The 25,563-nt window shown below is 68.0% G+C and carries 25 protein-coding genes and 3 riboswitches; of the genes, 11 read left to right on the forward strand and 14 right to left on the reverse strand.

The genetic code is table 11. From position 1 onward, the window contains the following. Nucleotide 1: 1 nt before the first annotated feature. The 3 genes from metE to M3330_RS16385 form a co-directional block, all read right to left on the reverse strand. Entirely contained in the window at nt 2-2,284 is a 2,283-nt protein-coding gene (metE, locus tag M3330_RS16375) for a 5-methyltetrahydropteroyltriglutamate--homocysteine S-methyltransferase (protein WP_255025526.1), read from the reverse strand. Nucleotides 2,285-2,427: 143 nt separating this feature from the next. Continuing rightward, a riboswitch (cobalamin riboswitch) is annotated at nt 2,428-2,631 on the reverse strand. Nucleotides 2,632-2,857: 226 nt separating this feature from the next. Beyond that, nucleotides 2,858-4,363, reverse strand: a complete 1,506-nt coding sequence (locus tag M3330_RS16380) for a PepSY domain-containing protein (protein ID WP_220666459.1) — start codon at nt 4,361-4,363, stop codon at nt 2,858-2,860. Nucleotides 4,364-4,669: 306 nt separating this feature from the next. Then, the gene (locus M3330_RS16385; RefSeq protein WP_255028923.1) at nt 4,670-5,188 is read right to left on the reverse strand and encodes a hypothetical protein; all 519 of its coding nucleotides are present in this window, start codon (nt 5,186-5,188) and stop codon (nt 4,670-4,672) included. 197 nt (nt 5,189-5,385) lie between these two features. Further along, a riboswitch (cobalamin riboswitch) is annotated at nt 5,386-5,541 on the forward strand. 226 nt (nt 5,542-5,767) lie between these two features. Between M3330_RS16385 and M3330_RS16390 the strand changes: the two genes are divergently transcribed. The 6 genes from M3330_RS16390 to M3330_RS16415 all read left to right on the forward strand — a co-directional run bounded on the left by M3330_RS16390 (nt 5,768) and on the right by M3330_RS16415 (nt 11,185). After that, nucleotides 5,768-6,313 carry a hypothetical protein gene (locus M3330_RS16390; protein ID WP_255025529.1) on the forward strand — a complete coding sequence of 182 codons (546 nt, stop codon included), beginning with the start codon at nt 5,768-5,770 and terminating at the stop codon, nt 6,311-6,313. Then, a protein-coding gene (locus tag M3330_RS16395; protein WP_219129554.1) for an IS3 family transposase occupies nt 6,288-7,537 on the forward strand; the annotation gives its coding sequence in 2 pieces (ribosomal slippage) (nt 6,288-6,618 and nt 6,618-7,537; 1,251 coding nt in all). Before M3330_RS16390 ends, M3330_RS16395 begins: the two co-directional genes overlap by 26 nt. Nucleotides 7,538-7,636: 99 nt before the next feature. Further along, nucleotides 7,637-8,197 (forward strand): ABC transporter substrate-binding protein, encoded by a 561-nt coding sequence (locus M3330_RS16400; RefSeq protein ID WP_255025531.1) that lies wholly within the window; start codon nt 7,637-7,639, stop codon nt 8,195-8,197. Nucleotides 8,198-8,205: 8 nt separating this feature from the next. After that, nucleotides 8,206-9,291 carry an iron ABC transporter permease gene (locus M3330_RS16405; protein WP_197481858.1) on the forward strand — a complete coding sequence of 362 codons (1,086 nt, stop codon included), beginning with the start codon at nt 8,206-8,208 and terminating at the stop codon, nt 9,289-9,291. Then, complete coding sequence (locus tag M3330_RS16410) at nt 9,288-10,358, forward strand: iron chelate uptake ABC transporter family permease subunit (protein ID WP_006552952.1); 1,071 nt, start codon at nt 9,288-9,290, stop codon at nt 10,356-10,358. Before M3330_RS16405 ends, M3330_RS16410 begins: the two co-directional genes overlap by 4 nt. Next, nucleotides 10,355-11,185, forward strand: coding sequence for an ABC transporter ATP-binding protein (locus M3330_RS16415; RefSeq protein WP_064851940.1), 831 nt, complete (start codon nt 10,355-10,357; stop codon nt 11,183-11,185). Before M3330_RS16410 ends, M3330_RS16415 begins: the two co-directional genes overlap by 4 nt. An 87-nt stretch (nt 11,186-11,272) precedes the next feature. Here M3330_RS16415 and M3330_RS16420 read toward each other — a convergent pair whose 3' ends face one another. The 8 genes from M3330_RS16420 to M3330_RS16455 all read right to left on the reverse strand — a co-directional run bounded on the left by M3330_RS16420 (nt 11,273) and on the right by M3330_RS16455 (nt 17,274). Next, nucleotides 11,273-11,719 (reverse strand): hypothetical protein, encoded by a 447-nt coding sequence (locus M3330_RS16420; protein ID WP_200358575.1) that lies wholly within the window; start codon nt 11,717-11,719, stop codon nt 11,273-11,275. Further along, nucleotides 11,716-12,363 carry a (2Fe-2S)-binding protein gene (locus tag M3330_RS16425; RefSeq protein ID WP_247849474.1) on the reverse strand — a complete coding sequence of 216 codons (648 nt, stop codon included), beginning with the start codon at nt 12,361-12,363 and terminating at the stop codon, nt 11,716-11,718. The genes M3330_RS16420 and M3330_RS16425 overlap by 4 nt, the downstream gene beginning before the upstream one ends. Continuing rightward, nucleotides 12,356-12,631, reverse strand: coding sequence for a hypothetical protein (locus M3330_RS16430; RefSeq protein ID WP_255025535.1), 276 nt, complete (start codon nt 12,629-12,631; stop codon nt 12,356-12,358). Before M3330_RS16430 ends, M3330_RS16425 begins: the two co-directional genes overlap by 8 nt. Nucleotides 12,632-12,723: 92 nt before the next feature. Further along, a complete protein-coding gene (locus M3330_RS16435) occupies nt 12,724-13,134 on the reverse strand; it encodes a hypothetical protein (protein WP_200358571.1) in 411 nt (136 codons plus the stop codon). A gap of 35 nt (nt 13,135-13,169) precedes the next feature. Further along, a riboswitch (cobalamin riboswitch) is annotated at nt 13,170-13,297 on the reverse strand. Nucleotides 13,298-13,314: 17 nt separating this feature from the next. Further along, the gene (locus M3330_RS16440) at nt 13,315-14,142 is read right to left on the reverse strand and encodes a glycosyltransferase family 2 protein (protein ID WP_255025536.1); all 828 of its coding nucleotides are present in this window, start codon (nt 14,140-14,142) and stop codon (nt 13,315-13,317) included. After that, a complete protein-coding gene (locus tag M3330_RS16445; RefSeq protein WP_255025538.1) occupies nt 14,139-15,131 on the reverse strand; it encodes a glycosyltransferase in 993 nt (330 codons plus the stop codon). The genes M3330_RS16440 and M3330_RS16445 overlap by 4 nt, the downstream gene beginning before the upstream one ends. Next, nucleotides 15,128-16,207: a glycosyltransferase gene (locus tag M3330_RS16450; protein WP_255025540.1), complete on the reverse strand. Its 1,080-nt coding sequence runs from the start codon at nt 16,205-16,207 to the stop codon at nt 15,128-15,130. Before M3330_RS16450 ends, M3330_RS16445 begins: the two co-directional genes overlap by 4 nt. Next, nucleotides 16,204-17,274, reverse strand: coding sequence for a glycosyltransferase (locus M3330_RS16455; RefSeq protein WP_037218061.1), 1,071 nt, complete (start codon nt 17,272-17,274; stop codon nt 16,204-16,206). Before M3330_RS16455 ends, M3330_RS16450 begins: the two co-directional genes overlap by 4 nt. 188 nt (nt 17,275-17,462) lie before the next feature. Between M3330_RS16455 and M3330_RS16460 the strand changes: the two genes are divergently transcribed. After that, the gene (locus M3330_RS16460) at nt 17,463-18,041 is read left to right on the forward strand and encodes a TerD family protein (protein ID WP_006552942.1); all 579 of its coding nucleotides are present in this window, start codon (nt 17,463-17,465) and stop codon (nt 18,039-18,041) included. Nucleotides 18,042-18,075: 34 nt separating this feature from the next. Here M3330_RS16460 and M3330_RS16465 read toward each other — a convergent pair whose 3' ends face one another. Next, complete coding sequence (locus M3330_RS16465) at nt 18,076-18,729, reverse strand: hypothetical protein (RefSeq protein WP_024101848.1); 654 nt, start codon at nt 18,727-18,729, stop codon at nt 18,076-18,078. Between the two features lie 252 nt (nt 18,730-18,981). On the opposite strand from M3330_RS16465, the gene M3330_RS16470 reads away from it, so the two are divergent. The 3 genes from M3330_RS16470 to M3330_RS16480 all read left to right on the forward strand — a co-directional run bounded on the left by M3330_RS16470 (nt 18,982) and on the right by M3330_RS16480 (nt 23,453). Then, the gene (locus M3330_RS16470) at nt 18,982-20,271 is read left to right on the forward strand and encodes an adenylosuccinate synthase (protein ID WP_006552940.1); all 1,290 of its coding nucleotides are present in this window, start codon (nt 18,982-18,984) and stop codon (nt 20,269-20,271) included. Between the two features lie 128 nt (nt 20,272-20,399). Then, the gene (locus M3330_RS16475; protein WP_006552939.1) at nt 20,400-21,938 is read left to right on the forward strand and encodes an alkaline phosphatase; all 1,539 of its coding nucleotides are present in this window, start codon (nt 20,400-20,402) and stop codon (nt 21,936-21,938) included. A 33-nt stretch (nt 21,939-21,971) separates the two neighbouring features. Beyond that, nucleotides 21,972-23,453, forward strand: coding sequence for a PLP-dependent aminotransferase family protein (locus M3330_RS16480; RefSeq protein ID WP_255025545.1), 1,482 nt, complete (start codon nt 21,972-21,974; stop codon nt 23,451-23,453). 51 nt (nt 23,454-23,504) lie between these two features. Here the strand turns inward: M3330_RS16480 and M3330_RS16485 are convergent, their stop codons facing one another. Both M3330_RS16485 and M3330_RS16490 read right to left on the reverse strand, forming a co-directional pair. Then, the gene (locus tag M3330_RS16485) at nt 23,505-24,602 is read right to left on the reverse strand and encodes a CaiB/BaiF CoA-transferase family protein (RefSeq protein ID WP_230809903.1); all 1,098 of its coding nucleotides are present in this window, start codon (nt 24,600-24,602) and stop codon (nt 23,505-23,507) included. 106 nt (nt 24,603-24,708) lie between these two features. After that, a complete protein-coding gene (locus tag M3330_RS16490; RefSeq protein WP_024101846.1) occupies nt 24,709-25,086 on the reverse strand; it encodes a nuclear transport factor 2 family protein in 378 nt (125 codons plus the stop codon). A 92-nt stretch (nt 25,087-25,178) separates the two neighbouring features. Here M3330_RS16490 and M3330_RS16495 point away from each other — a divergent pair, with 92 nt between their 5' ends. Continuing rightward, entirely contained in the window at nt 25,179-25,559 is a 381-nt protein-coding gene (locus M3330_RS16495; protein WP_006552935.1) for a VOC family protein, read from the forward strand. The last annotated feature ends 4 nt before the right edge of the window (nt 25,560-25,563 follow it).

Genomic DNA, 25,563 nt, shown 5'->3' on the forward strand with positions numbered 1-25,563 from the left:
GTTATCGGTTCAGTTCGGCGCGCACGGTGGCTGCAGCGGCGACGAGATTCGCCAGTGAGGCCGTGACCTCCGTCGTGCCGCGGGTCTTGAGCCCGCAGTCCGGGTTGACCCACAGTCGCTCGGCTGGCACCGCCTGCAGAGCCTTGCGCAACAGTGCTGTGATCTCGTCCTCGCTCGGGACCCGCGGCGAATGGATGTCGTACACGCCGGGGCCCACGCCGAGGTCGAATCCCGCGGCGTCGAGATCGTCGAGGACCTCCATGCGCGAGCGGGCCGCTTCGATGGACGTGACGTCGGCGTCGAGTTCGACGATCGCCTCGATCACCTCTCCGAACTCCGAATAGCACAGGTGGGTGTGGATCTGCGTGGAGTCGGCGACACCGGATGTCGCCAACCGGAACGCACCGACCGCCCACTTCAGGTAGTCGGGTTGTTCCGACGCGCGCAGCGGCAGGAGTTCACGAAGCGCAGGCTCGTCGACCTGGATGATGCGCACCCCGGCGGCCTGCAGGTCCACCGTCTCGTCGCGGATCGCGAGCGCGATCTGGTCGGCGGTCTCGGCGAGCGGTTGATCGTCGCGGACGAACGACCACGCCAGGATCGTGACAGGGCCCGTGAGCATGCCTTTGACCGGCTTGTCCGTGAGAGACTGGGCGTAGACGATCCACTCGACCGTCATCGGTGCGCGGCGTGCGACGTCACCGTAGAGGATCGGCGGCCGCACACACCGCGTGCCGTAGGACTGTACCCAGCCGTTGGCGGTGGCGAAGAACCCGTCGAGCTGCTCGGCGAAGTACTGCACCATGTCGTTGCGTTCGGGTTCGCCGTGCACCACAACGTCGAGCCCCAGCTCCTCCTGCAGCGCAACCACTTCGGAAATCTCGTCCCGCATCCGCCGCACATACTCGCCGTGGTCGATCTCGCCTGCGCGCAGCGCTGCGCGGGCCACCCGGATGCGGGTCGTCTGCGGGTACGAGCCGATCGTGGTCGTCGGCAACAACGGCAGATCGAGATGGCGACGCTGGATCTCGCGCCGACGGTCGGCGGGTGTGCGGGTGCGATCGGTGGAGATCGATGCGAGGACACCGCGCACCCGATCGTTGCGCAGGCGCGGATCCGAGGCCCGCACCTGTGCGGCGGTACGGGCAGCGGCGAGTTCGTCGGTGACGGCGTCGCATCCCGTACGCAGAGCGGTCGCGAGAGTGACGATCTCCGAGACCTTCTCGCTGCCGAAGGCCAACCACGTGCGCAGCGATGCGTCGAGATCCGGTTCGGCATCGATCGTGTACGGCACGTGCAACAGTGAGCACGACGACGACACCGCAACGGCGGCGGCGGAACCGAGCAGGGTGGCCAGCGTCGACAAGGCCTGTTCGAGGTCGGTGCGCCAGACGTTGCGGCCGTCGACGACGCCGGCGACGATGAGCTTGTCGGCGAGCTCGGGCAGGCCTGCGATTCCGGTGGTGCTACCGGCTACCAGGTCGACGGCGAGACCTTCGACTCCGGTGCGTGCGAGCCGCTCGAGCGCCGGCCCGAGGCTGCCGAAGTACGACGCGACGAGAATCGACGGCCGCTTCGGTGCCTGCACCAGGGCGTTGTACACCCGTCCGATCGCATCGAGGGCAGGTGAGTCGAGGTCGCGGACCAACGCCGGTTCGTCGAGCTGTACCCAGTCGACCCCGGTGTCGGCGAGCTGCGCCAACAGGTCCAGATAGAGGGGAACGAGCTCGTCGACGCGGCCGAGCAGCGGTCCTTGCCCGTCGACGGGCTTCGACAGCAGCAGGAAGGTCAGTGGACCCAGGACGACGGGGCGAGCGGGCACATTGAGCTCGCGTGCCTGTGCGATCTCACCCAGAATCTTTGTGGCATCGAGTTCGAAGACGGTGTCGGGTCCGATCTCGGGGACGAGGTAGTGGTAGTTGGTGTCGAACCACTTGGTCATCTCGAGTGGGGCAATATCGTCGGTGCCGCGTGCTGCGGCGAAATAGCGGTCGAGGTCGTCGGCGATATCCGCGACCCGGGCAGGCAACGCCCCGAGCATGACTGCTGTGTCGAGGACGTGGTCGTAGAACGAGAACGTTCCGACCGGGATCGAGTCCAGCCCGGCTGTGTGTTGACGTGACCACGTGTCGGCGCGCAGTTGTGCGGCAACCGATTCCAGGCCACTGCGGTCGAGGCGCCCGGCCCAGTAGGCTTCGGTGGCCTTCTTCAGTTCGCGGTTCGGTCCGATGCGTGCGGAGCCGAGCACGGTGGCGGTGAATGAGGATGCTGTCGGAGCAGACATCAGGTTTTCTCCGGTGTTCGTCGCTGGGTGGTCTACCGCCCGATGAACGCGCATCCCGATACGAGCCCCGTGTTCTCGACCTGTGGTCGAGGTGTTGCCGATCGGCGCGCGCCCATTCCACGAGGCGGCATACCGTCGGGCACGGCGTGCCCGACACGATCGGCAGGTCTTCGGACTCGCAGGCACCCATTCCCGATTCCGTCGGGATGGACCTAGTGGCCGTCGCTTCCCGGACCTGGTGGTCCAGTGCTTGGTGACGGCGGTCGTTCCTGCATACCGCTGCGGGACAGTCCCGGATTCCCACCGGGTTCCCTCTCACACCCGATACCTGTCGGCATCGGGTGCTTCGGCGCGCACATGAGGTCTTCGGGGCTCCTCACGACGACATGCGGCGAACCGATCGCAGCGCCGACTGTACAAGGATCGCCTCCTTCCTCGGCGTGCGTGGGCTGGACGACGCTCTACCAAGTCCGGAATGCGTTCCTCTGTATACGAACTCGGGAGTGTGAGGATTGCCCGGTCGGCTCGGATCCGGTGGCAGGATCCGAGCCGCCGGGCCGGAGACAGCGAGACTCAGCCGGTCGCGGAGGTCCCCTCGGGGGAGTGCTCGGGCGAACGCCGGCGCCGCAGCAGACCGACCGCGACGTCGACGAGCAGGAATGCGAGCAGGCTCAGTCCCAGCAGCGGAGCGAACCACCCGACGGTCACCGCAGCAGCGACCACCGCGACGACGGTGACCGGGTGCAGGCGTCGCCACGTCCCACGCAGCGGTGGGCGCGCCACCCGGCGCGATCCGCGGGTGGGGCGACGCTGCCACCACAGCTGGTAGCCGCGCACGATGACCGTGCCCAACGCGACCGCGAGAGCGAGCAATACCAGCTGGTTGAGCAGCCCGAACAAGATGCCCATGTGCAGGGCGATGCCCCAGGTGGTGAGCTGGGCGGCCAGCGGCCAGTCCGCGAACGTGTTGGTGGCGGTCACCGCCCCGGTGGCCGGGTCGATCGCGACCGCGTCGGTGACGAACTGCCAGGGCTGGCGGGTTTCGGTGACGGTGACGGCAGTGTGGCCGTCGGCCGGGATGCTCATCTCGACGTGTTCGGTCACTCGATGCTCGGCAGCGGCGGCAAGGACGCGGTCCAGAGCGCCGATGTTGCGATCGAGTGCGCCCGTATCGGCAACAGCGGCAGTATGGCCGTCGTGGCCGTCGTGTCCACCGGCTGCAGGCGCGGTGTCCGAGACGCCGAGGGTGGTATCGAGCGTCGGGGTGGTCCAGCTCAACGCGGTACGCAACTCGCCCACATTCGCCCCGGCATATGTGGACCAGGTCAACCCGGTGGCCGACAGGAAGATCGAGCCGACCGCGATCCACAGGCCGGTGGTGCCGTGCCAGCCGAGGGTGCGGTTGCGGCCCCGCGCGCCGCGGTCGAAGGTCAGCAGTCGCGCCGACTGCCGGGTGCGGGTGCGCTGGGTGCGGTAGCGCTGCACCCACAGGTACACCCCGCCCAGAGCGATGACCCACAACCAGGAGGCGGCCAGTTCGCTGTAGATCCGGCCGGGCTCACCCAGATGCAGGTGCCGGTGCAGCTGGGAAATCCAGGTGCGTACCGGCAGCGCGCTGCTACTGCCGTAGACCACCGACTGACCGGTCGACGAGGCGGTCGCGGGATCGATGAACACGGCAGTGCGCTCGGATTCACCGAGGGACGGATCGGTGAACAGCACCCGGGTGGTCTCACCGACCTCGGATGCGGGGCGTACCGCTGAGACGGTCAGGTCCGGGCGTAGCTGCTGGGCGGCGCGGACCTGCTCGGCGACCGGCAGTGCCGGACCGGTGGAATCGACGTGCAGCAGGTCGCGGTAGAGCACCTGTTCGAGGGTCGGGGCGATCGCGTAGAGGCCCCCGCTGATCGTCGCGATCAGCAGGAACGGGGCCACCAGGATCCCGGCGTAGAAGTGCAGCCGCATGATCAGCGGCCGCATGCTGCGCGGCGGTGAAGAATCCTGCGCCGCAGCCCGGGCGGGCTCGGCGGCGGAATTGTCCGCGGCGATGGTGCCGCGGTCGAGTTCGGGAACGGACATGAGTGTGTCTCGATTCGGCTGTCGTGAGGTGCTCACCGTGTGCGCGTTTTTCGGCGGTGTCCGTGCAGGAGCACGGGCACCGCTGGAGATGCGGTCGGTTAGGCGACCGTCAGGAAAGGCGGGCATCGAGGGGACTTGGCAGATCGAATCCGGTCGATGCCGCTGAGGGCACGCACGCCATACACTCGGCACCCCAGCACGGGGCGAAGGCAGGACGGCGGAAGAAGAATGTCGGACACCCGTCGGCGATCGCGTGCTCTCCCGCGCCGGGGACGGCGCAGCAGGCGGATCGGGTAGGGAGGCCGACTACGCCGCGGTCGGCGGTCCGCGGGTACCGGCGGCGGCGCCGGCCAGCAACCACAACGACAGCGTCGCCCGATAGAGCGGGGTCGCCGACCAGACCACGGTCTGCGCAGGCGGGACAGAAAAGAGCACCAGCATCACGCGGGTGAACGCCCCCAGCACGTGCAGGCACGCACCTTCGACGGCGCGCACCGCAGCGGCGGAGACCGCAACAGCGGCAAGGTGGGCGGCGATCATCGCGGGCGACAGTTCCAGCCCGTGCGCGTGGTCGTCGACCACCGAGAGGGTGGTGTGCCCGACCACCTGTCCGGCAGTCAGTGCCGCGAGGAGAAACACCCAGTTCCGATCGCGCACGGTGACGGCGGCGACCGCGGCACCGACGCCGGCGCACGCCGCCAGCAGCAACACCACCGCCGACTGGCTCGGCGGCATCCCGCCACCGGCCACACCATGGGCGGCGATACTCACCGCCCCCGACACCGACCCCACGGCAGCACCGCGCACCTGCGCAAGCACCGGCATCCGTGAGTCCACGCCGCGAGGATAGCGTTGATTCCCCTCGGGTCTCTTCTCCGGTGCCGGGACAGGGCCGGGCGATGACGTCGGTCTCCCGCACAGCGGTGGTACCGGCGTCGAACAGGACACAACCGCTACGCCGTTCGAGTGGCGTTGCGCCACCACCGACCTGCACCGCCCCCGGCTCCTACTTCGGCCGAGCCGGGAATTCGGGCATGGTCGGCTCCTGCTAGCCTCAGTTCGTCCATCACGATGGGATCCGAGGAAGCCGGTGTGAATCCGGCGCGGTACCGCCACTGTGAGCGGCGCTTCGACAAGCGTCTGCGAGCCAGATACTCGCCCCATTCGTACCTTTCAGCATCGGGGCGGCCTACCCCGAGAAAGGCTGCGCGAAGCCGTGCACCCATCTCTCTCCCATTCTGTCTCCGCTGTACCTCTTCGGCGTCCGGATCCTGTCGAAGGGCGCGCCATCGCGATCGCCCACGCACCGGGAATCAGTGATCAGGTCGCTGCGACCCGCACCTTCCATGCCTTGATCCGGCCCGAGTGCCGATTCCCCCAGCGCATCGAAAGGACGGCCGTCGCATGACTCCGCTGAACCGTCGGACGCTGAGCGTCGCCGCCGCATGTCTGACGCTGATCAGCGCGAGCGCATGTGGCGCAGACGAGGAGAACGCCGCGTCGGCCGACTCCATGACCGTCGAGAACTGCGGGATCGACGTCACCGTGGAAGCGCCACCGGAACGCGTGTATGCCGCCTACCAGCCGGCCATCGAGATTGCGCATGCGCTGGGCATCAGCGACCGCCTGATCGAGACCGCCTTCCTCGATGCTCAGGTGTTGCCCGAGTACGCAGATGCCCAGGAGCAGGTGCCGTACGTCGAGAAGCTCCCCAGTCGTGAGGCGCTTCTGGCCACCGGGCCGGACTTCATCCTGTCGGGGTACAACAACGTGTTCACCGAGGACGGCGCCGGCGACGAGAGCTTCGGCACGCGGGCGAGTCTGACCCGGCTCGGCATACAGAGCTGGATCCTCGGGGATAGCCCCTGGGTGGTGGACACGCTGAGACTGGCCCATACTGGGCCGGAGAATGCAGGACATCATCATGACGAAGAAGAAGTACTCGGATGAGTTCAAAGCCGATGCTGTCCGGCTTTACGAGACTCGTCCGGATGCGTCGTACTCGACGTTGGCCGCGGATCTGGGAGTCGCTCGGGGGTCGTTGAAGACATGGGTGCACCAGGCGCGTAAGAAGGCCGCGTCGGCGCAGTCCGAGGCCACGCCAGAGCGCGGGGCCTCCGAGACGCCGCAGGATCAACTCGCGCGAATGCAAGCCGAGATTGAGCAGGTCCGGGCCCGCAACCAGGCTCTGGTCGCGGAAAACGACAGGCTCAGCGAGGAGCGAGACATCCTGCGCAAGGCCACGAAGTATTTCGCGGCAGAGACGAACTGGTGATCCGCTTCTGGTTCGTTGATGACCACCGAGACGCCCATGAGGTGAAGCGGATGTGCACGGTGCTCGGCATCCACCGGTCGAGCTACTACAAGTGGCGAGCCGGAAAGGCGGCACGCCAGGCCCGGCAGGAGGCCGATGCGGCGCTGGTGGACCGAATACGTGCCCATCACCAGGAATGGGACCACACGCTGGGCTACCGGCGGATGACCGCCGAACTGGCCGATGATGACCAGGTGCCGGGCACGGTGAACCACAAGCGGGTGGCGCGGTTGATGCGATGCAACAACATTGTCGGCGTGCACCTGCGTAAACCGAAGAACACGACGATCAAAGATCCTGGGGCGCAGGTCTTCGGAGACCTGGTCAAGCGCGATTTCACCGCTGCCGAGCCCGGGAGCGTTTTCGTCGGCGATATCACCTACCTTCCACACAGGGGCACCGGTAAGTTCCTCTACCTGGCGACCGTGATCGACGTGTGTTCCAGGCGCCTCGTCGGCTGGTCGATCGCAGATCACATGCGTACCGAACTCGTCGAGAACGCGCTCGACAACGCGGCCGCGGCACGAGGATCGCTGGAAGGAGCAATTTTCCACTCGGATCACGGACGTCAATTCACGTCCTCGGACTACCAGGCGACATGCCGCCGGCACGGCGTGCGGCAATCGATGGGCCGAATCGGGTCGAGCGCCGACAACGCGATGGCCGAGTCCTTCAACGCGTCCTTGAAACGGGAGACGCTTCAGGGGGCGAAACGCTGGCTCGACGAAGCACAATGCCGCACCGAGGTTTTCCGCTGGATCACCCGCTACAACACCCGTAGAAAGCACTCGGCATTGCAGAACCGATCACCAATTGACTACGAGACCGACCGCATGTCTACCCTGGATCAGGCCGCCTAACGAACACACCCAAGTGTCCACTCTTCAGGGGCCACGCCCCTCAGCCCGCTGTGCCCCAGCGCGGACGGACTGTCGGACGAGGCGATCGACCCCGCCACCGTGAGCGTCGAGACGATCTATGACGACCTGCGCGACCTCGGGGCCCTGTTCGACGTCGAGGAGCGCGCCGAGGAGGTCATTGCCGATCAACAGCAGCGCATCGCGGCGGTCGACCAGGTGCTGGCCGGGGCGGACCGCCCGAGCGTCGCGATCGTCCTACTCGATGAGGGCGGTGGCATCCGCGTCGCCGGTGGCATCGACTTCGGTACCCGGATCATCGCGCAGGCCGGGGGCGTGAACGCCTTCGCCGACCTCGTCGAGCGACGCCACGTCGCGATCGACCTCGAAGAGCTTATCCGTCGCGACCCCGATGTCATCTTGACCAGCACCTGCTGCGACGCCTCCTATACCCGCCAGGACGGCGCCGAGGAGGCGCAGACGATCGTGCAGAACCCGGCGCTCGCGGGCCTGTCGGCGGTGCAGAACGGTGCCGTGCATCCCTTCCTGTTCGCTGACCGCGCCGCCGGAGTCCGCATCGCCCATGCAATCGAGCTGCTGGCTTCGCTGCTGCACCCCGACCTGGCCATCCAGGACGAGACCGGACAAGACGGGGGCGAGTGAGGTAGGCGGTGACGACGGCGGCAACGACCCCGGAGCGGTCTGCGGACGGTCCGGCCCCGGCTGCCGGCGCGCCTGTCGTGCGTTCCGGCCTGCTGAGCGGCAACCGTACTCGCCTACTCGGGCTCGCGGTGGCCACGGCTGTTCTGGTGGCCGTGACCCTCGGCTCGGTCCTGCTCGGCACCCTGCCGGTCGGCCTCTCCGACGTGGTCGGGGCCGTTACAGGTTCGGCGGACAGTGACGTCGAGCGTGCGGTGCGATATATCCGCATCCCGCGGACCGTGACCGGATTGCTGGCCGGGATGGCGCTCGGCCTCGCCGGCGTGGTGATGCAAGGTCTGACCCGCAACCCCTTGGCGGGACCCGGACTGTTGGGCATCAACGCCGGCGCGGCGCTGGCGGTGGTTTCGGCGATGGTCGGTCTCGGCATCACGAGCGCTGCCGGTTACGTGTGGTTCGCCTTCGCAGGAGCTGCGGTGGCCGCCGTCTTCGTCTACATGCTCGGCTCGCTCGGTCCGGGTGGTGCCACGCCGGTGAAGCTCGCTCTGGCCGGGTCGGCGTTGACCGCGCTCCTGGGCGCGGTCACCACGATGATCACCCTCCAGGACGCCTCCACGATGGAGGACTTCCGCTATTGGGTCGTGGGATCGTTGACCCGTTCGGACAGTGACGCTTTGGCCGCGGTAGCGCCGTTCATCGCCGTCGGTGTCGTCCTGGCTGTTGGCCTGACCCGCGCGTTGAATGCTCTGGCTCTGGGTGAGGATCTCGCCCGCAGCCTCGGTGCCCGTGTGTGGGTCGACCGCATCGCGGGGGCTCTCGCTGTGGTTCTGCTTGCGGGTGGCGCTACCGCTATCGCAGGTCCGGTCGGGTTCATCGGGCTCGTGGTACCCCACATCGCACGGATGATCACGGGCTCGGACTACCGCTGGGTGCTCGCCTGGACCATCGTGCTCGCGCCCATGCTGCTGCTGATCGCCGACATCCTCGGACGACTCCTGGTCCAACCCGAACAGCTGCAGGTCGGGATCATCACCGGCCTGGTCGGCGCCCCGTTCTTCCTCTACCTGGTCCGCAACCGCAAGGTGGTCGGCACATGAGTTCGCCGGTGCGCCGCGGTCCAACCCGCGACACGCTCCTGGTGGCCCCGCGAGGTACCCCGGTCTCCTTTCGGATCAGCCGCTCCTCTGTGCTGCTCACCGTCCTCGCCGGCGTGGCCGCCGTTGCGGTCGCCACGGCTTCCTTGGTCCTCGGGGTGTACCCGATCTCGGTTTCCGACGCCGTCACCATCGTGGGAGGCGGAGGCACCCTCATCGAGCGCGAGGTCGTGCTGGGCGACCGCCTGCCCCGGGCACTGACCGGGCTCGGTGTCGGCGCGGCTTTTGCGCTCTCGGGGGCCATATTGCAGCGCATCGCCGCCAATCCGCTCGTCAGCCCCGACATCATCGGCATCAATTCCGGGGCGGCGATGGGCGCATTGACCGTGCTGCTTGTCGTGGGGGGCAGCGGTCTGCAGCTCGTGTTCGGTGCGCTGGCCGGCGCGGTCCTCGCTGCGCTGATGATCGTGCTCATCGCTTACCGGCGCGGTCTGCACGGCTTCCGGCTGGTGCTGGTCGGGATCGGTGTCGCGGCGATGCTTTCCTCCGCTATCTCCTATCTGCTCACCCGTTCCGACATCCACCGAGCCATGAGCGCCGCTGCCTGGCTGACCGGCAGCCTGGCCAATCGGAGCGGGCTGCACGTGACCATCATTGTCATCGCGCTGGCGGCGACGGTCCCGGTCCTGATCGTGGAGTCGCGGCACCTGCGGCTGCTCGAGCTCGGCGACGATCTCACCCGCACCCTGACCGGAGCCGGTCAAGGCCGCAAGGTGCTGTTGCTGCTGATTGCAGTGGTCCTCGCCGCGATGGCGACCGCAGCTGCCGGACCCATCGGTTTCGTCGCGCTGGTGGCGCCGCAGATCACTCGCCGCATCCTCGCCGAGCGGCAGATCGGCCTTGCGCCCTCTGCCGCCGTCGGCGCCCTTCTGGTGGTCGGCGCCGATCTGGCGGGCCGTTCGATTTTCGCGCCGTCGGAGATGCCCGTCGGAGTCCTCACGGCGATCCTCGGAGCGCCGGTCCTGCTCTATCTCCTCGCCCGCGCCCACCGCATCGGAGCCGCCGGATGACACCACAGCCAGCACACGCGATCCGGTCGGTCTCGTTGACGACCGAGCAGCTCAGCCTGGGCTACGGATCCTCGCTGATCGTCGACCAGGTGAGCACGAGCCTGCCTGCCGGCCGTATCACGGCGATCGTCGGACCCAACGGGTGCGGCAAGTCGACGCTGTTGCGGGGCCTGGCCCGCCTGTTGTCGCCGCAGCACGGCCGAGTCCTTCTGGACGGTACCGAGCTCACCGAGATGCCGGCGCGCACACTGGCCCGCGCCCTCGGTCTGCTGCCGCAGCAGCCCCTTGCCCCGGACGGCATCACCGTCGCCGATCTCGTCGGCCGGGGCCGGCATCCCCATCAACGGTGGTTCCGACAGTGGAGTGCCGAAGACGAGCGGGCGGTGGCTGCCGCACTGGCGGCGACCGGCGTCGACCAGCTGGCCGAGAGCCCGATCGAAGAACTGTCCGGTGGCCAACGCCAACGCGTGTGGATCGCGCTGGCGTTGGCCCAGGATCCCGACATCATGCTGCTCGACGAGCCCACGACCTTCCTCGACCTGGCCCATCAGATCGAGGTGCTCGATCTGCTCGCTTCCCTCAACCACCGGCTCGGACGCACCATCGTGCTGGTGTTGCACGATCTCAACATGGCCAGTCGCTATGCCCATCACCTTGTGGCGATGCGCGCGGGGACGATGGTGACCGCCGGACCGCCCAGCGAAGTCATCACTTCCGAGATGGTGCGCGACGTCTTCGGTGTGGAGGCCACTGTGATCACCGATCCCGTCGCAGGCACACCGCTGGTCCTGCCCCACCGTTCGGTCGACATCGAGGCCGCCCGGTGACCGGGCGCGTTCTGCCTTCGCGGACGGACCGCTCCGCGCCGGACCTCGGTCGGCGCCCGGCTTCACACTCATGTGTGCCGGAAGCCCCTACCTGTGCGATCGCGTGGATCGGGTTCCAGCCCCAGAAATTCCGCGGATGCGGTCCCACGCCTCGAGGTGCTCCCAGACCGGTTCATCGGTCAACTGTTCGGTGTTGGTGAGAAACGGGGTGGGCAGCATGATCGTGAGCATCTGCTCGTCCCGGCCGTTGAACATGCGCAGCCCCCATGAGGTGACGGTGTCGTCCCTGCCGATCCTGCGGTACAACTCGGCGCGGCCGCAGCGGCGGATCCGGCCGAGTTCCGGCCCACTCGCGGTGTGTTCGCCGATGCAGAGAGGGAAGTGCCACCGACCGAAGTCGACGGTGACGTACCCGTCGTACATCCCGATCTTCTTCGGTGCGTTCGGGGCCGCGACCTCCAGTGCCGAGCCTTCGATGAGCAGACCGAACCACATGTCGTTCCAATAGTTCTCGGGATCGAACACGACTGTCACGGCATCTCCTTCGAGCGGTCGTCCGGCGGGGTGGGGAAGACGCAGTCGCCGCAGACCCCGCCGGTGGGTGTGCGGTAGTAAAGACAGCAACTACGGCGACGGCCGGTCGCCGGGTCCACAGTGTCCGCCAGACGCGGATCGGACAGAAGGTCATCGACGAGAGGCTGTGCATCGGAACCGATCACCCGACCGGCACCGATCAGAGCGGATGCCGCGTTGCCCCACAACAGGCCGGCCGCGACCACGTCGCGCCACGCATGGACGAGAGGTTCGATCTGCCGGTCGAGGACTTCCGTCACGATGTCGTCGCCGAATCCGGGTTCGGTGATGTGCAGGTGCAGTCCGGCGTCGTTCCGCCACAGGAGTTGCTCGGGATCGAGCCGGATGCATCGTCCGGAGTCGACGACGGAACCGATCGCCACCGACCACACGCGTGCGACGTATCCGAAGAAGAGGGTCGATGCCGCCACGCGCGGTTCGTCGGTGTCCATCCGCGCGGCAGTATCGGCCACCAGAGCGTCGCGGGTCGCGGGGTCGGCCAGATCTGCGGTGGGACACCATCTGTCGTCGGCAGGTCCGGTACTCACGCGGAAGTACGGGCTCCATACGGCGATTCGCTCGAGAACCCCGATCGCATCAGACACGGCTGTCCTCCGCTTCCAGGTCGAACACCATCCTACGAGGATCGAACCGCATGCGTCCGCGATCGAACGCCGCTCCGATACGGCCGGATTCGGCGAGAGCAGCGGGAGTGTCGCATGTCAGTGTGCGGTCTGCTTCGAGCAGCCACATCCGGTCGGACACCCGTAGTGCGAGTTCGAGTTCGTGGGTGGACATGACGACCGCCAGATTCTGCTCGCGCGCCAGGCGTCCGAGCACGTCGACGAGTTCACCCCGTCGAGCAACGTTCACCTTCGAAGCGATCTCCGTGACCGTCCTGCCACGGAAGGCACGACGACGGGCGTGGCCGATGGTCGGATCGCGTAGTTCCACGCCGGTGGAGGTCACAGTGCCGCTCCCAGTGCTCCACGCCGTGAACGAATCAGGACGGCGATGACCACGGGCGCCCCCACGATGGCCGTGACGGCGTTGAGGGGGAACACGGTGGCCCCGAGCGCCGCGGCGATCACCACACCGGCGCGGCCGAGTCCGGCCAGCCCCGCGGTGAACCCGCCGACGCCGCCACCCACGAGCCAGGTCGGGGCGTCGGCCACCTGCGCGACCACGGCTTCGAAATCGGCGTCGACTATCTCGGACTTGTCGGGAAAGTAGTCGACCGAGGCATCGAAGTCGGTGATGCACTCGTCCGAGGCGTCGTTCTCGGTGTCGGAACCCGCCGTCGAACATCCGGCGAGCAGAAGGCTCGAGGAGGTCAACGCGACAAGGAGCTTCGGGAAGGCTGCGCGTACACGCACGGCGATTACACCCTCTCTCGGGGAAGTCCGCCCCGGGCAAGGAGGTACGGCGACGTGAGTATCTGGCTCCCGGAGATCGCTCTACCGGTCACAGTGGCGGGACCGCGCCGGAATCACACCGACTTCCTCGTGCGTCGTCGCAATGACGGTGCCGAAATTAGCACACGGAACGAAAAGTCTTCACGGGCCGGTCGTCCGCACCTTCGTCCACCGCTGCGTGTCGGGGTCGAAGGAGACGAGTCCCGTCCGCTCGAACTCGTCGAGCCACCCCCGCATCGGCCACCACCCCCAACGCTGGTGGAACAGCGCGGCATTGGTGAGGATGTCGTCGAGATGCTCGACCGGCGGGCTCGACACCGGGTGGTACTGGTGGAAGGCATGGGCGCCGCCGACCCAGGCCATCGGGACTCCGGCACGGGCGGCCTTCTGTCCGAAATCGGTGTCCTCGCCGCCGTATCCGCTGTATGCGGTGCAGAACCCGCCGATCCGGTCCCACACGAGCGACCGGGACGCGAACGACAGCGACCAGAACAATTCGTGCCTATCGTCCAGCACGATCTCACCCGAGGAGGGGAACGGACGGGCCGGATGCGGATCGATCGCGTCGCCCAGCCGGTCGAGGTCGTAGCCGTCGGCGCCCGGTTCGGACAGATAGGTGACCGGACCGTTGAGCAGCGCAGCCGGGTGCCGGCCGGCCGCCTCGGCGTACCGTTCGATCAGGTCGGGAGCCGGAATGCAGTCGACGTCGAGGAAGACGAACAGATCCGACGACGCCGTCCGCGCGCCCAGATTCCGTGCCTCTCCGACCGGCAGTTTCGCGGAGTCGACGTCCATCTCCACCACTCGCGCCGACGAGCCGGCCGTGGCGACGACCTCCGTGACCTCCGGGTCACCCATCGCGACAACGATGTGCTCGTCAGGTGTCCGGGTGCTGCGTGCGAGGCCGTCGAGTTGGCGTCGCAGATGCGTGCCGCGACCTGCGGCGACCGTGACGACCGAGACGGTCACGATCGCTCCGCTAGGTCGTCCAGGATCGCCGCCGCGCGCGCCGCGGCACCGTCGACCTGCCAGCGTTTCCATTCGACGGGGTCGAGGCCGCGTGCTCGCTCGATCAGTTCGGGCCAGCGGTTCGGGTCGGGCCACCCGTCGAGACCCACCGCCAGTCCGGACTTCTTCAAAGCCGTTGCGGTGGAACGCTGTTCGTCGAACGGACGGGGTTCGGCGATCACGACCGCAGGTCGCGCGGCGGCCGCGATGTCGGCGACGGTGTTCTGGCCCGCATGCCCGATCACGACGTCGGCGCCGGTGAGGACGGGCCACGGATCGTCGACCCACGGGCCGCCCGCGACACCGAGACCCTCCCACACGTACTGGGGGTAGCGTGACGAGAACCGGTGCAGATCGTCGACGGTGATCGACGATCCGCCGCTGCCGCTCATGACGAGGACCCTCGGCTTCTCACCGGCTGTGCGGGTGGGAGACGGGCGTCCGTCGAAACGGCTGATCCCGCCGACGTACGAGGTGGCGTACGAGCGCAGCCAGTGCGGATCGTAGACGTCCTGCGACCACGGTGCGATGAGATGGTCGGCGACGCGATAGGCCAGCGTGTGGGCGGTATCGGTGCGCTCGCCCGGCATCGCGAGCACCACGACGGGGATCCCGTACAAGCGGGCGAGGAGCGTCACCTCCACCGACACATCCACTACCAGCAGGCTCGGGCGGGTCGCGGCGATCCACGACCCCAGCGCGTGCATGCGTTCGCGGAGACCGTTGTCGTGGGTGGGAACCCAGTGGAGGACGTCGTGGGCCGTCGTGTCCTGCGCGGTGTCGACGGCGAGGTCGTCGCGGGGGAGCAGCACGACGTCGTCGAAGGCGTCGGCGGCAGTGCCGAGCGGCGCCGACGACAATGCCGTCACCGGCGTCCGCAGATCCGCGCAGATGCTGCTCGCGCGGGTGCGGTGTCCGTGCCCGTGGTGATGGATGTAGTAGCCGATCATGCCGCTCCCGCGAGTTCCCGATACAGCGAGACGTAGGCATCGACCGTCGTGCGTTCCGAACAACGCTCCTCCGCGCGGGCTCGGGCGGAGGCACGGGACAGACCGACAGCGCGGGGTACCGCCTCGGCCAGGCCGTTGATGTCGTCCGGCGCGACCAGGCATCCGCTGCTCTCGTCGACGACCTCCGGGATGCCGCCGCGCGCGAAGGCCACCACGGGTGTCCCGCATGCCAGGGACTCGGCGACGACGAGCCCGTACGGTTCGTCCCATTGCGGGGTGATGAGTGCTGCTGCCGAACGTCCCACCGCGGCAGCGAGATCCGGCTGGGAAAGATGACCGAGATAGATCACGTCGGGACCGAGGAACGGTTCGACGTGTTCCGCGAAGTACCCCCGGTTGCTGATCGGGCCCGCGATCCGCAGCCGGTAACCGACCCGGCGCGCGGCCTCGATCGCGAGATGCGCGCCCTTCTCCGGCACGAGGCGGCCGAACCAGATCAGATCCTCACCTCCCGAACCGACCGGCCACGCTCCGAGATCGACACCGTTGGGCACGACCGCCACCGGACCGGGCGTGACGTGTTCCCAGGCCGTCGCGGTGTGCCGGCTGACCGCGACGAACGTGCCCGGGCACCCACCCGGAGTCGCCATCGCCGACTCGAGCCACGGCGTCGGCGGCGTGTGCAGCGTGCAGAGCAGCGGGGTGTGCAACATGCGGGCCATCGCTATCGGCAGGTAGTGCAGGCTGTGGTTGTGCACGACGTCGAAGGCATCGGCGGACGGTCCGGCGAGATCGAGCATCAGCGACAGGTAGGCGTGGTGGTCGCCGAGGAAGCCGTTCGACGGGGGCATCGACACGTCGCTGCGTGCGAGTTCGCTGACCTCGAAGGACGGCACCTCGAGGAACGAGGCCGGAAGTTCCGGATCGGATCCGGGTGCGGCGAAGAGCGTCACCTCGTGGCCGTCCTTGCCGAGCGCGTGAGCGAGATGCCACACGTGCGCTTCGAGTCCGCCGGCGAAGGGCTGGCGGATCGAATATCTGTTCGACGCGACGAGTGCGATGCGCAACGGCGTCATGATCTGCTCCGGCTGCTCATCGCGCGCAGGTAGATATCGCGATGGGCGCGGGCCAGCGCGCGACGTTCGTCCATACGTTGCGACCAGTCGGCTCGCGGAAGATCCCTGCTCTCGTACAGTTCTCGCACGCAACGATCGAGCGAGTCGGCTTCGAAGGTGTCCTCGTCGTAGGTGTACACCCCGCACCGACGCTGCTCGCCGTAGAAGCCGCAACTCGGCGCGATCACAGCGGTGCCGAGGTCGAAACACGCCTCGAGCCAACCCGAATGGGTTCCGAAACGGTAGGGCAGCACCGACACCGACAGATCCGAGAGGTACTGCCACAGTTCGTCGTCGGAGAAGTACGGATGCACCCGCACGTCCACCTGGGGTTGCTCGCCGTACTGCAGGATGCGGGAACCGGCTTCCGGGTTGTACCAGTACGCATTGTCGGGATCGAAGATCTCGTCGTGCACGTTGATCTGCAACACCGCATCGGGTAGCGAGCGCACGGTCTCGGCCAGCGTGTCGAGCACCGGGAACAGATCCATGTTCGCGCGCAGGCTCTTCGCGTGGACTCCCACGACGAACGGACTTTCGTCGCGACGCGGTCGCTCGAGCCAGTGCTGTTCGACGACGTGCGGATGTGGCAGGACCGTCGCCTCCCGGCCCCAGCGCAGACGGATCCGCTCGGCGGCGCCCGGCGTGAGGGTGATCAGTTCGTCCGCGGCCGGAATCAGCACGTCGAGTTGCTTGTGGTGCTCACCGGGGGTGGGATGGTGCGGGTTCCGCAGGTCGTGCACCGTGTACACGAGAGGCTTGTCGTGCTCGGCGAGTTCGGCGACGACGTCCTGCAGCTGCTCCGCGCCGATCGCGTCGAATCCGAAATGGATGTGGAAGACGTCGAATTCCTCGTGGTGGTCGCTCACCCAGCCCGGTTCGAGCATCAACGGCGGCCACCAGCCCCCGGGAACCTTGCGGCCGTCGGCGGGAACCGGATCCGTCAACCGGATCACGTCGTCGCCCTCCGGGCAGGCGAGGTGCCGGACGTAGACGTGCGACGCAGGCACCGACGCGACTCGAATCACCACAACCGACCCTCTTCTCCCTCGCGCGACATTCGCCGTACACACCGAAAGGCCGGGAACGCCGTCCCCGGCCATCGTCCGGTGCCCTGCGGCTACCCCCGCGGGACGGCCTTCACACGTCCTGACCGACTCGTCCGGTCTTCACTAGGGTGGCGGTAGGCAACGATCATCGAGCGAGAGGATTCGGTATGGGTGTGAGCTTGGCCAAGGGCGGCAACGTTTCGCTGTCGAAGGAGGCTCCGAACCTGACGGCGGTGACGGTGGGTCTCGGCTGGGACGTGCGCGCGACGACCGGCGCGGACTTCGATCTCGACGCCAGTGCACTGCTGACGAGCGAGAACGGCAAGGTCCTGTCCGACCAGCATTTCGTCTTCTACAACAACCTGCGTTCGCCGGACGGCTCCGTCGAGCACACCGGCGACAACCTCACCGGTGAGGGCGAGGGCGACGACGAGAGCGTGAACGTCGACCTCGTCGCCGTTCCCGCGGAGGTCAAGTCGATCGTCTTCCCGGTGTCGATCCACGACGCCGACGCGCGGGGCCAGTCGTTCGGTCAGGTGCGCAACGCGTTCATCCGCGTCGTCGACCGCGCCGACGGCCGGGAACTCGCCCGCTACGACCTCACCGAGGATGCGTCCACCGAGACCGCGATGGTCTTCGGTGAGCTGTACCGCCACGGTGGCGAGTGGAAGTTCCGCGCCATCGGCCAGGGCTACGCCTCCGGTCTGGCGGGCATCGCACGGGACTACGGCGTTAACGTCGGCTGAGCCGACAGGGGTCAACGTCGGCTGAAGATGGGTTTCAGCGGACGAGCTTCCACTTCTTGTCGTGCCGGTAGAAGGTCGACCGCTTGAGAGCCCGGGGGTTCGCGACCCCGTCGCGGGTGACGACTGCGGCGGGGGAACCCAACTGCATGGCCCGGCCCGTCAGCCACTTGTAGCCGCCGAACCAGCGCGGCCGGTCGATCGCGGCCCGCAGACCGGGCATCGCGGGTGTGGGTTCGACGCGGATGCCGGGCACCGTGCCGGAGAACAGGCGGGTGTCATCGACGTAGGCCTCCCCGACGAGCGCATCGCCGTTCTCACCGCACAGCAGCGCACGGCCGACGAGGGCGATACCGGCGTCGTCGCGGATGAGCGGCAACGGCTTCGCGACCCCCTGCAGGGCGACGGTGGCGGCCTTCGACCCCGTCCGCAACCCGTACGCCTCCGTGGCCGGGGTTCGTGTCTCCGGGACGTACGCGACCTCCAGGTCGAGGCGTTCGGTGCGCATCAGCCGGGTGACGGTCGCGGCGAACGCCGCGTCGTTGCCTACGAGGATCAGACGAGGGTCCTCTACCGACTCGAGATGCGCGAAGACGTCCTCGAAGTCGTCCTTCTCGGGGAGGGCAGGCGCAGACAGTGCGGTCACGGGGGTCAGCGCCAACGGCAATGGCACGTCACCGCATCTGAGCACTACCGGGGTCAACGGGTCTCCTCGAGGGGTCGGGTTCGTCGGGCTCTCGGCTGCGTCCACTGTAATGGGAAGGCGGTGGGGGAGGGCGGCGGCGACCCGCCACCGCGCGCCGCAGCTCCGGCGCTTCTGCAGTCCCGTCATTCGCGCTCGTCGGAGGGTGGACTACACTGTGGTCCCGGCTGCTGCCCGGTTGGGCAGGACCCTGCAGGCGAGACCGCCCGCACGTAGACACCTGCCTGAGGAGAGCGCGACATGCCGGCAATCGTCCTGATCGGAGCCCAGTGGGGCGACGAGGGCAAGGGCAAAGCTACCGATCTACTCGGCGGACGTCTGCAGTGGGTCGTGCGCTACCAGGGCGGCAACAACGCCGGTCACACGGTCGTGCTGCCCAACGGCGACAAGTTCGCCCTGCACCTGATCCCGTCGGGCATCCTGACGCCCGGCGTCAACAACGTCATCGGCAACGGTGTCGTGGTGGATCCGGGTGTGCTGCTCACCGAGCTCGAAGGCCTCGAGAAGCGCGACGTCGACACGTCCCGTCTGCTGCTCTCGGCCGATGCGCACCTGATCATGCCGTACCACGTGGCCATCGACAAGGTCACCGAACGCTTCCTCGGCAAGAAGAAGATCGGCACCACCGGACGCGGTATCGGCCCCTGCTACCAGGACAAGATCGCCCGCGTGGGCGTGCGGGTCGCCGACGTGCTCGACGAGAAGATCCTCACCCAGAAGGTCGAGGCCGCACTGGAATTCAAGAACCAGGTCCTCGTCAAGATCTACAACCGCAAGGCGCTCGACCCGCAGCAGGTGGTCGACGAGGTCCTCACCCAGGCCGAGGGTTTCAAGCACCGCATCACCGATACGCGCCTCGAACTGAACAAGGCGCTCGAGCGCGGCGACACGATCCTCCTCGAGGGTTCGCAGGGAACGCTGCTCGATGTCGACCACGGCACCTATCCGTACGTGACGTCGTCCAACCCCACCGCCGGCGGCGCCGCTGTCGGTTCGGGTATCGGCCCGGCGAAGATCTCGACGGTGCTGGGCATCCTCAAGGCCTACACCACCCGCGTCGGCTCGGGTCCGTTCCCGACCGAGCTGTTCGACGACCACGGCGCCTACCTCGCCAAGCAGGGTGGAGAGGTCGGTGTCACCACCGGTCGCGCCCGCCGCACGGGATGGTTCGACGCCGTCATCGCCCGCTACGCGACCCGCGTCAACGGCATCACCGACTACTTCCTCACCAAGCTCGACGTGCTGTCGGGTCTCGACACCGTGCCGATCTGCGTCGGCTACGAGGTCGACGGTGTGCGTATCGACGAGATGCCGATGACGCAGACCGACGTGCACCACGCCAAGCCGATCTACGAGGAGATGCCGGGCTGGTGGGAGGACATCACCCACGCCCGCACCTTCGAGGAGCTGCCGAAGAACGCGCAGAACTACGTGCTGCGTCTCGAGGAGCTCTCCGGCGCCTACATCTCCTGCATCGGTGTGGGGCCGGGCCGCGACGAGACGATCGTCCGGCGCGACGTCATCCGCTGACGGGGTAGCTCCCGACCCGCGCCGATTCGTCGTCGGACGGGCGCCGATCCCTCACTGCATGTTCACCGACGGTTCGCACGGACTGTGCACGCTCGTCCCGCACAGTCCGTCGGACCCCGGGGAGAACCATGTACGTGTCCCGTCGAACCCTGCTGCGCACCGTCGCGCTCGGAGCCCTCGCGGCTCCGGCGGTGGCGTGCTCGTCGGGAAGTTCCGTTGCAACGCCGAGCCTCGTCCGTGAGCGGCCGATCCTCACCCACGGTGTGGCCACCGGCGACGTGCGGGCCGACGGGGCGCTCGTGTGGGCGCGCTCGGATCGACCGGCGCGGCTCGTCGTGGAGACGGCGGCCACCGAATCCTTCACCGATCCCGTCCGACACGTGGGTGGTCTGCTGACGCCCGAGACGGACGGAACCGGCCGACTGCGGCTGACGGGACTGCCGGCCGGCGAGCAGGTGCACTACCGTGTCGTCCTCGAAGGCGAGGACGGCGCCACGTCCGAGCCGGTGACGGGTCTGTTCCGCACCGCCCCGACCGCACCCGGCGACATCAGGCTGCAGTGGTCCGGCGACACCGCCGGTCAGGGCTTCGGTATCAACCCCGACATCGGTGGGATGACGATCTTCGACACGATGGCCCGTCGCGACCCGCACCTGTTCGTGCATTCCGGCGACGTCGTGTACGCCGACAATCCGCTGAAGGAGACCGTCGAGCTGCCGGACGGCCGGATCTGGCGCAACATCGTCACCGAGGCCAAGAGTGCTGTGGCGCAGACCCTCGACGAGTACCGCGGCCAGTACGCCTACAACCTGATGGACGAGAACTATCGGCGGTTCAACTCCTCCGTCGCGCAGATCGTGCAGTGGGACGACCACGAGACCGTCAACAACTGGTACGCGGGTGAGATCCTGGATCTCGAGCAGTACACCGAGAAGAACGTGGACGTCCTGGCGGAACGAGCTTTTCGTGCCTTCCACGAGTGGCTCCCGCTCGATCCGGCGGAGGCCGTCGACGGACGCATCCACCGGGTCGTGCGGTACGGACCGCTGCTCGACGTCTTCGTACTCGACATGCGGACCTACAAGGACGCCAACGGCACCAACGTCGGCGCGGCGGGGCAGGTGCTCGGCAGCGCGCAGACGCAGTGGCTCATCGACGAACTCACCCGTTCGACCGCCACCTGGAAGATCATCGCCGCCGACCTGCCGATCGGCCTGGTCGTACCCGACGGCGATACGGCCTTCGAAGGAATCGCGAACGGGGACAACGGCGCTCCCTCGGGCCGGGAATCGGAGATCGCGCGGGTCCTGTCGGCGGTCGAGGCGCGCAGGATCACCGGCACCGTGTGGTTGACCGCCGACGTGCACTACACGGCCGCGCATCACTATTCGCCGGACCGCGCCTCGTTCACCGACTTCGACGAGTTCTGGGAGTTCGTCTCGGGACCGCTCAACGCCGGTGCTTTCGGACCCAACGAGCTGGACGGGACGTTCGGTCCCGAGGCCGTCTTCGTGCACGCGCCCCCGGCGGCGAACACCTCGCCGATGGACGGATATCAGCACTTCGGGGAGGTGTTCATCGACGGCGCGACGAAGCAGATGCGGGTGGAGTTGCTCGACTCGCGAGGGACGGTCCTGTTCCGTCAGGTGCTCGATCCACCGGCCTGATCCCGCCCGCGCGATGCGGGGCATACTGGATCGGTGATCACTCGAGCGATCGGAGCCGTGTCGCTCGTCCGCGACCTCGGGAACTGGCAGGATTCGGGGCAGTCGCATTCCCGTCGCTCCGCTCGCCCCGATCCCAGACCCGCCTACCGGGCGCTCGCGGACAGCATCCGCCTGCTCGTGCACGACGGCCGCGTCCCGCTCGGGGTCGCCCTGCCCAGCGAGCGGGAACTCGCCGCGGCGCTGTCGGTGAGCCGCACCACCGTCGCGTCCGCCTATGCGGCGCTGCGGGAAGAAGGCTATCTGCGCAGTCGGCAGGGTGCCCGCAGCACGGTCGCCGTGCCCGCTCACCGGGGCGCGGAGAACACCGGGTCCCGGATGCCGATCGGCCCGGCGATCGATCTGAGCAACGCCTCGCTGCCCGCGCCGGCAGCGGAGATCGAAGCGGCGTATGCCGCGGCGCTGCGGTCGATGTCGACCTATCTGGACTCGCACGGCATGGAACCGATAGGGGTGTCGGTGCTGCGCGAGGTCATCGCCCGCCGCTACCGCGAGCGTGGACTGCCCACCTCGCCCGACCAGATCATGGTCACCTCCGGGGCGCAGCACGCGATGCGCCTGCTGCTCGGTGTGCTCGACGACCCCGGCGACCGGGTGGTCGTCGACCACCCCACCTATCCCAATGCGCTCGAAGCGATCCGCCGCTACGGCGCGCGCCCGGTGCCGGTTCCGGTGCGCCCGGAGAACGGCCCGCACGGCGGCTGGGATCTCGACGGTGTCGCCAGTGCAGTCCGGCAGACCGCGGCGCGCACCGCCTTCCTCGTCCCCGACTTCCACAACCCCACTGGCCTGTGCCTCGACGAGGACGGCCGCGCCGAACTGGCCCGCATCATGCGCGACACGCGGACCACGCTCGTCGTCGACGAGTCGATGGTCGATCTCTGGCTCGACGCCCCGCCGCCGCCTCCCGTCGCAGCCATGCCTGCCGGCGCGTCGGTGGTGACGGTGGGTTCGACGGCGAAGTCGCTGTGGGGTGGCCTGCGGGTGGGATGGATCCGCGCCGACCGCGACACGATCGTCCGGCTGGCCGGGGCACGGACTGCGGTCGACCTGGGCACGCCTGTCATGGAACAGCTCGCGGCCGCGCATCTGCTCTCCGAAGTCGACGAACTGCTCGAACGTCGCCGCGCCGCGTTGAGGGAACGACGCCGTGCGCTGTGCGCAGCCTTGGACCGGCGGTTGCCCGACTGGGAGTACACGCCGGGCCAGGGCGGGATGTCGTTGTGGGCGCGGATGCCCGAGCCGGTGTCGACCTCGCTGGCTGCCGCCGCGCCGTCCCACGGTGTGCTGCTCTCCGCCGGTCCGCGCTTCGGTGTGCAGGGTGCGTTCGAACATTTCGTGCGTCTGCCGTACACGCAGGATGTCGAGGTCCTCGACGACGCCGTCGAGGCGATGGCCGCCGCCTACGAGCAGGTCGCCTCCGGGCGCACACCCGACGAGGCGCGGCTCGTCGTCTGATCCTGTGCGCCAGGACGATCGTCGGAGCGTCGGCGGGCTCGGGCTGCCGGATCAGACCCAGAGGGTGTCGATGTCGGTGGCCTCGGCCGCCGGACCGACCGGCTCGCCGGCGGGGGTGCGGGAGAAGCGCGGCGCCGGTGCGTGCTGCACGACGCCGTCGATCTCGATCAGCGACCCGCGTGCGACGAGATGCTCGTTCTTCTCCGCCTCGGCCCAGGTGAGGACCGGGGAGACGCAGGCATCGGTACCGAGGAAGATCTCGGTCCACTCGTCGCGGGTCTTCGACAGGAATTTGTCGGTGAAGATCTTCTTCATCTCCGCCCAGCGGGAAGTGTCGAGCTGGTGCGGCAGGTCGGCCGGATCGAGCTCGAGGCCCTGCAGCAGCAGCGCGTAGAACTGCGGCTCGATGGAACCGACGGCCATGTACTTGCCGTCCTTGGTCTCGTAGACCTCGTAGAACGGGGCGCCGGTATCGAGCATGTTGACGCCGCGCTCGTCCGACCACGCGCCGCGACCGCGGAACGCCCACATCATGTGCGAGAGAGCGAGGGCGCCGTCGACCATCGCCGCGTCCACGACCTGGCCCTTGCCGGAGGTCTGACGCTCGACGAGGGCGGACAGGATGCCGAAGACGAGGAACATCGAACCGCCACCGAAGTCGCCGACCATGTTCAGCGGCGGCACCGGACGCTCGCCCTGGCGGCCGATGGCGTGCAGGACGCCGGTGAGGGAGATGTAGTTGATGTCGTGGCCGGCGGCGTTGGCGAGCGGGCCCTCCTGGCCCCAGCCGGTCATGCGGCCGTAGACGATGCGCGGGTTGCGCTCGAGGACTACGTCCGGTCCGAGGCCGAGTCGTTCGGTGACGCCGGGACGGAAGCCCTCGATGAGGACGTCGGCGCGCTCGAGCAGGGTCAGGACCTTCTCGATGTCGGCGGAATCCTTGAGGTTGGCCTCGACGATGCGACGGTTGCGCTGAATCGGATCGCGCTGTCCCTCCGGCGGGATCTCGCCGGGGCGCTGCACGATGACGACATCGGCGCCGAGATCGGCGAGCAGGGTCGCGGCGTGCGGGCCGGGACCGAGACCCTTGAACTCGACGACGCGGACACCCGCGAGCGGACCCTTCTTCTCAACAGCTTCAGCGGACACTCGACGAACCTCGCTCCGATGTGTAGGGACTGTCGCAACGGAGAGTACCTTAGCGAACGTTCAGAATATGGCTCCGGTTGCTGGGGTTCCGGTCGTCGGGAGTGGATCACTCCTCGTAGAGGTCGGCCTCGCTCAGTCCGGTCGCCTCGAAGGCCTCGCCGAGATCGGTGTGGCGGACGACGGTGACCACCTGGTCGTCGACCACCCGGAAGGCGATCGCCTCGTCGCGAGGACCCGGATCGGACGCCCAGGTCACCGTCTCCTCGACCACCACGATTCCGTGGTGGACGAACAGGCGGCCTGGTTGCAGCGTGACCCCTGCCGTCGTCGCCCACTCGCGCAGTTCGTCGAGTCCTTGGTCGGGATCGTCGTCGGGGGTGGGGAGCACGATGTCGTCGCTCGACAACTGCACGAGCGTGTCGATGTCGTTGCTGTTCACAGCGTCGTGCCAGGCCAGGACCGTAGCGATCTCCGAAGTACTCATGATCGAGAGCCTAGTCGCCGGATCGCCGAGGTGGGGGCGTGAATCCGCCGAATCCGCTGTCGCACTCGGGCGCTCCGGAGCACAGTGGACGTATGACGATCACCGGCCAACTCGTGAGCTTCGTCCCGAGCACCGACCTCGACGTCTCGGAGATGTTCTACGTCGACACCCTGCGCTTCCGGAAGCTCTCCCGCGACCCCTTCGCGCTCGTCCTCGACGGAGGCGGCGGCGCACCGGTCCGGGTGACCCTCGTGCAGTCGCGCGAGGAGACCGGCTACACCGTGCTGGGCTGGCGGGTATCCGATCTGGACGGCACCGTCGAACGACTGCGCGAGCACGGCGTGGAGTTCATCCGGTACAACGGCATGGATCAGGACGACCACGACGCGTGGACCGCACCCGACGGTATGCGGGTCGCATGGTTCCGCGACCCGCACGGCAACGTCCTGTCGTTGCTCGAACACCGCACCTGACGCG

This window comes from Rhodococcus sp. GA1 (assembly GCF_024321955.1).
Classification (GTDB): Bacteria; Actinomycetota; Actinomycetes; order Mycobacteriales; family Mycobacteriaceae; genus Rhodococcus; species Rhodococcus pyridinivorans.

Bases quoted from the DNA above. Each gene is read 5' to 3' on its own strand.
- metE (WP_255025526.1), bottom strand. From the start codon at position 2,284: ATGTCTGCTCCGACAGCATCCTCATTCACCGCCACCGTGCTCGGCTCC.
- M3330_RS16380 (WP_220666459.1), bottom strand. From the start codon at position 4,363: ATGTCCGTTCCCGAACTCGACCGCGGCACCATCGCCGCGGACAATTCC.
- M3330_RS16385 (WP_255028923.1), bottom strand. From the start codon at position 5,188: ATGCCGGTGCTTGCGCAGGTGCGCGGTGCTGCCGTGGGGTCGGTGTCG.
- M3330_RS16390 (WP_255025529.1), top strand. From the start codon at position 5,768: ATGACTCCGCTGAACCGTCGGACGCTGAGCGTCGCCGCCGCATGTCTG.
- M3330_RS16410 (WP_006552952.1), top strand. From the start codon at position 9,288: ATGAGTTCGCCGGTGCGCCGCGGTCCAACCCGCGACACGCTCCTGGTG.
- M3330_RS16415 (WP_064851940.1), top strand. From the start codon at position 10,355: ATGACACCACAGCCAGCACACGCGATCCGGTCGGTCTCGTTGACGACC.
- M3330_RS16445 (WP_255025538.1), bottom strand. From the start codon at position 15,131: ATGATCGGCTACTACATCCATCACCACGGGCACGGACACCGCACCCGC.
- M3330_RS16450 (WP_255025540.1), bottom strand. From the start codon at position 16,207: ATGACGCCGTTGCGCATCGCACTCGTCGCGTCGAACAGATATTCGATC.
- M3330_RS16460 (WP_006552942.1), top strand. From the start codon at position 17,463: ATGGGTGTGAGCTTGGCCAAGGGCGGCAACGTTTCGCTGTCGAAGGAG.
- M3330_RS16470 (WP_006552940.1), top strand. From the start codon at position 18,982: ATGCCGGCAATCGTCCTGATCGGAGCCCAGTGGGGCGACGAGGGCAAG.
- M3330_RS16475 (WP_006552939.1), top strand. From the start codon at position 20,400: ATGTACGTGTCCCGTCGAACCCTGCTGCGCACCGTCGCGCTCGGAGCC.
- M3330_RS16490 (WP_024101846.1), bottom strand. From the start codon at position 25,086: ATGAGTACTTCGGAGATCGCTACGGTCCTGGCCTGGCACGACGCTGTG.
- M3330_RS16495 (WP_006552935.1), top strand. From the start codon at position 25,179: ATGACGATCACCGGCCAACTCGTGAGCTTCGTCCCGAGCACCGACCTC.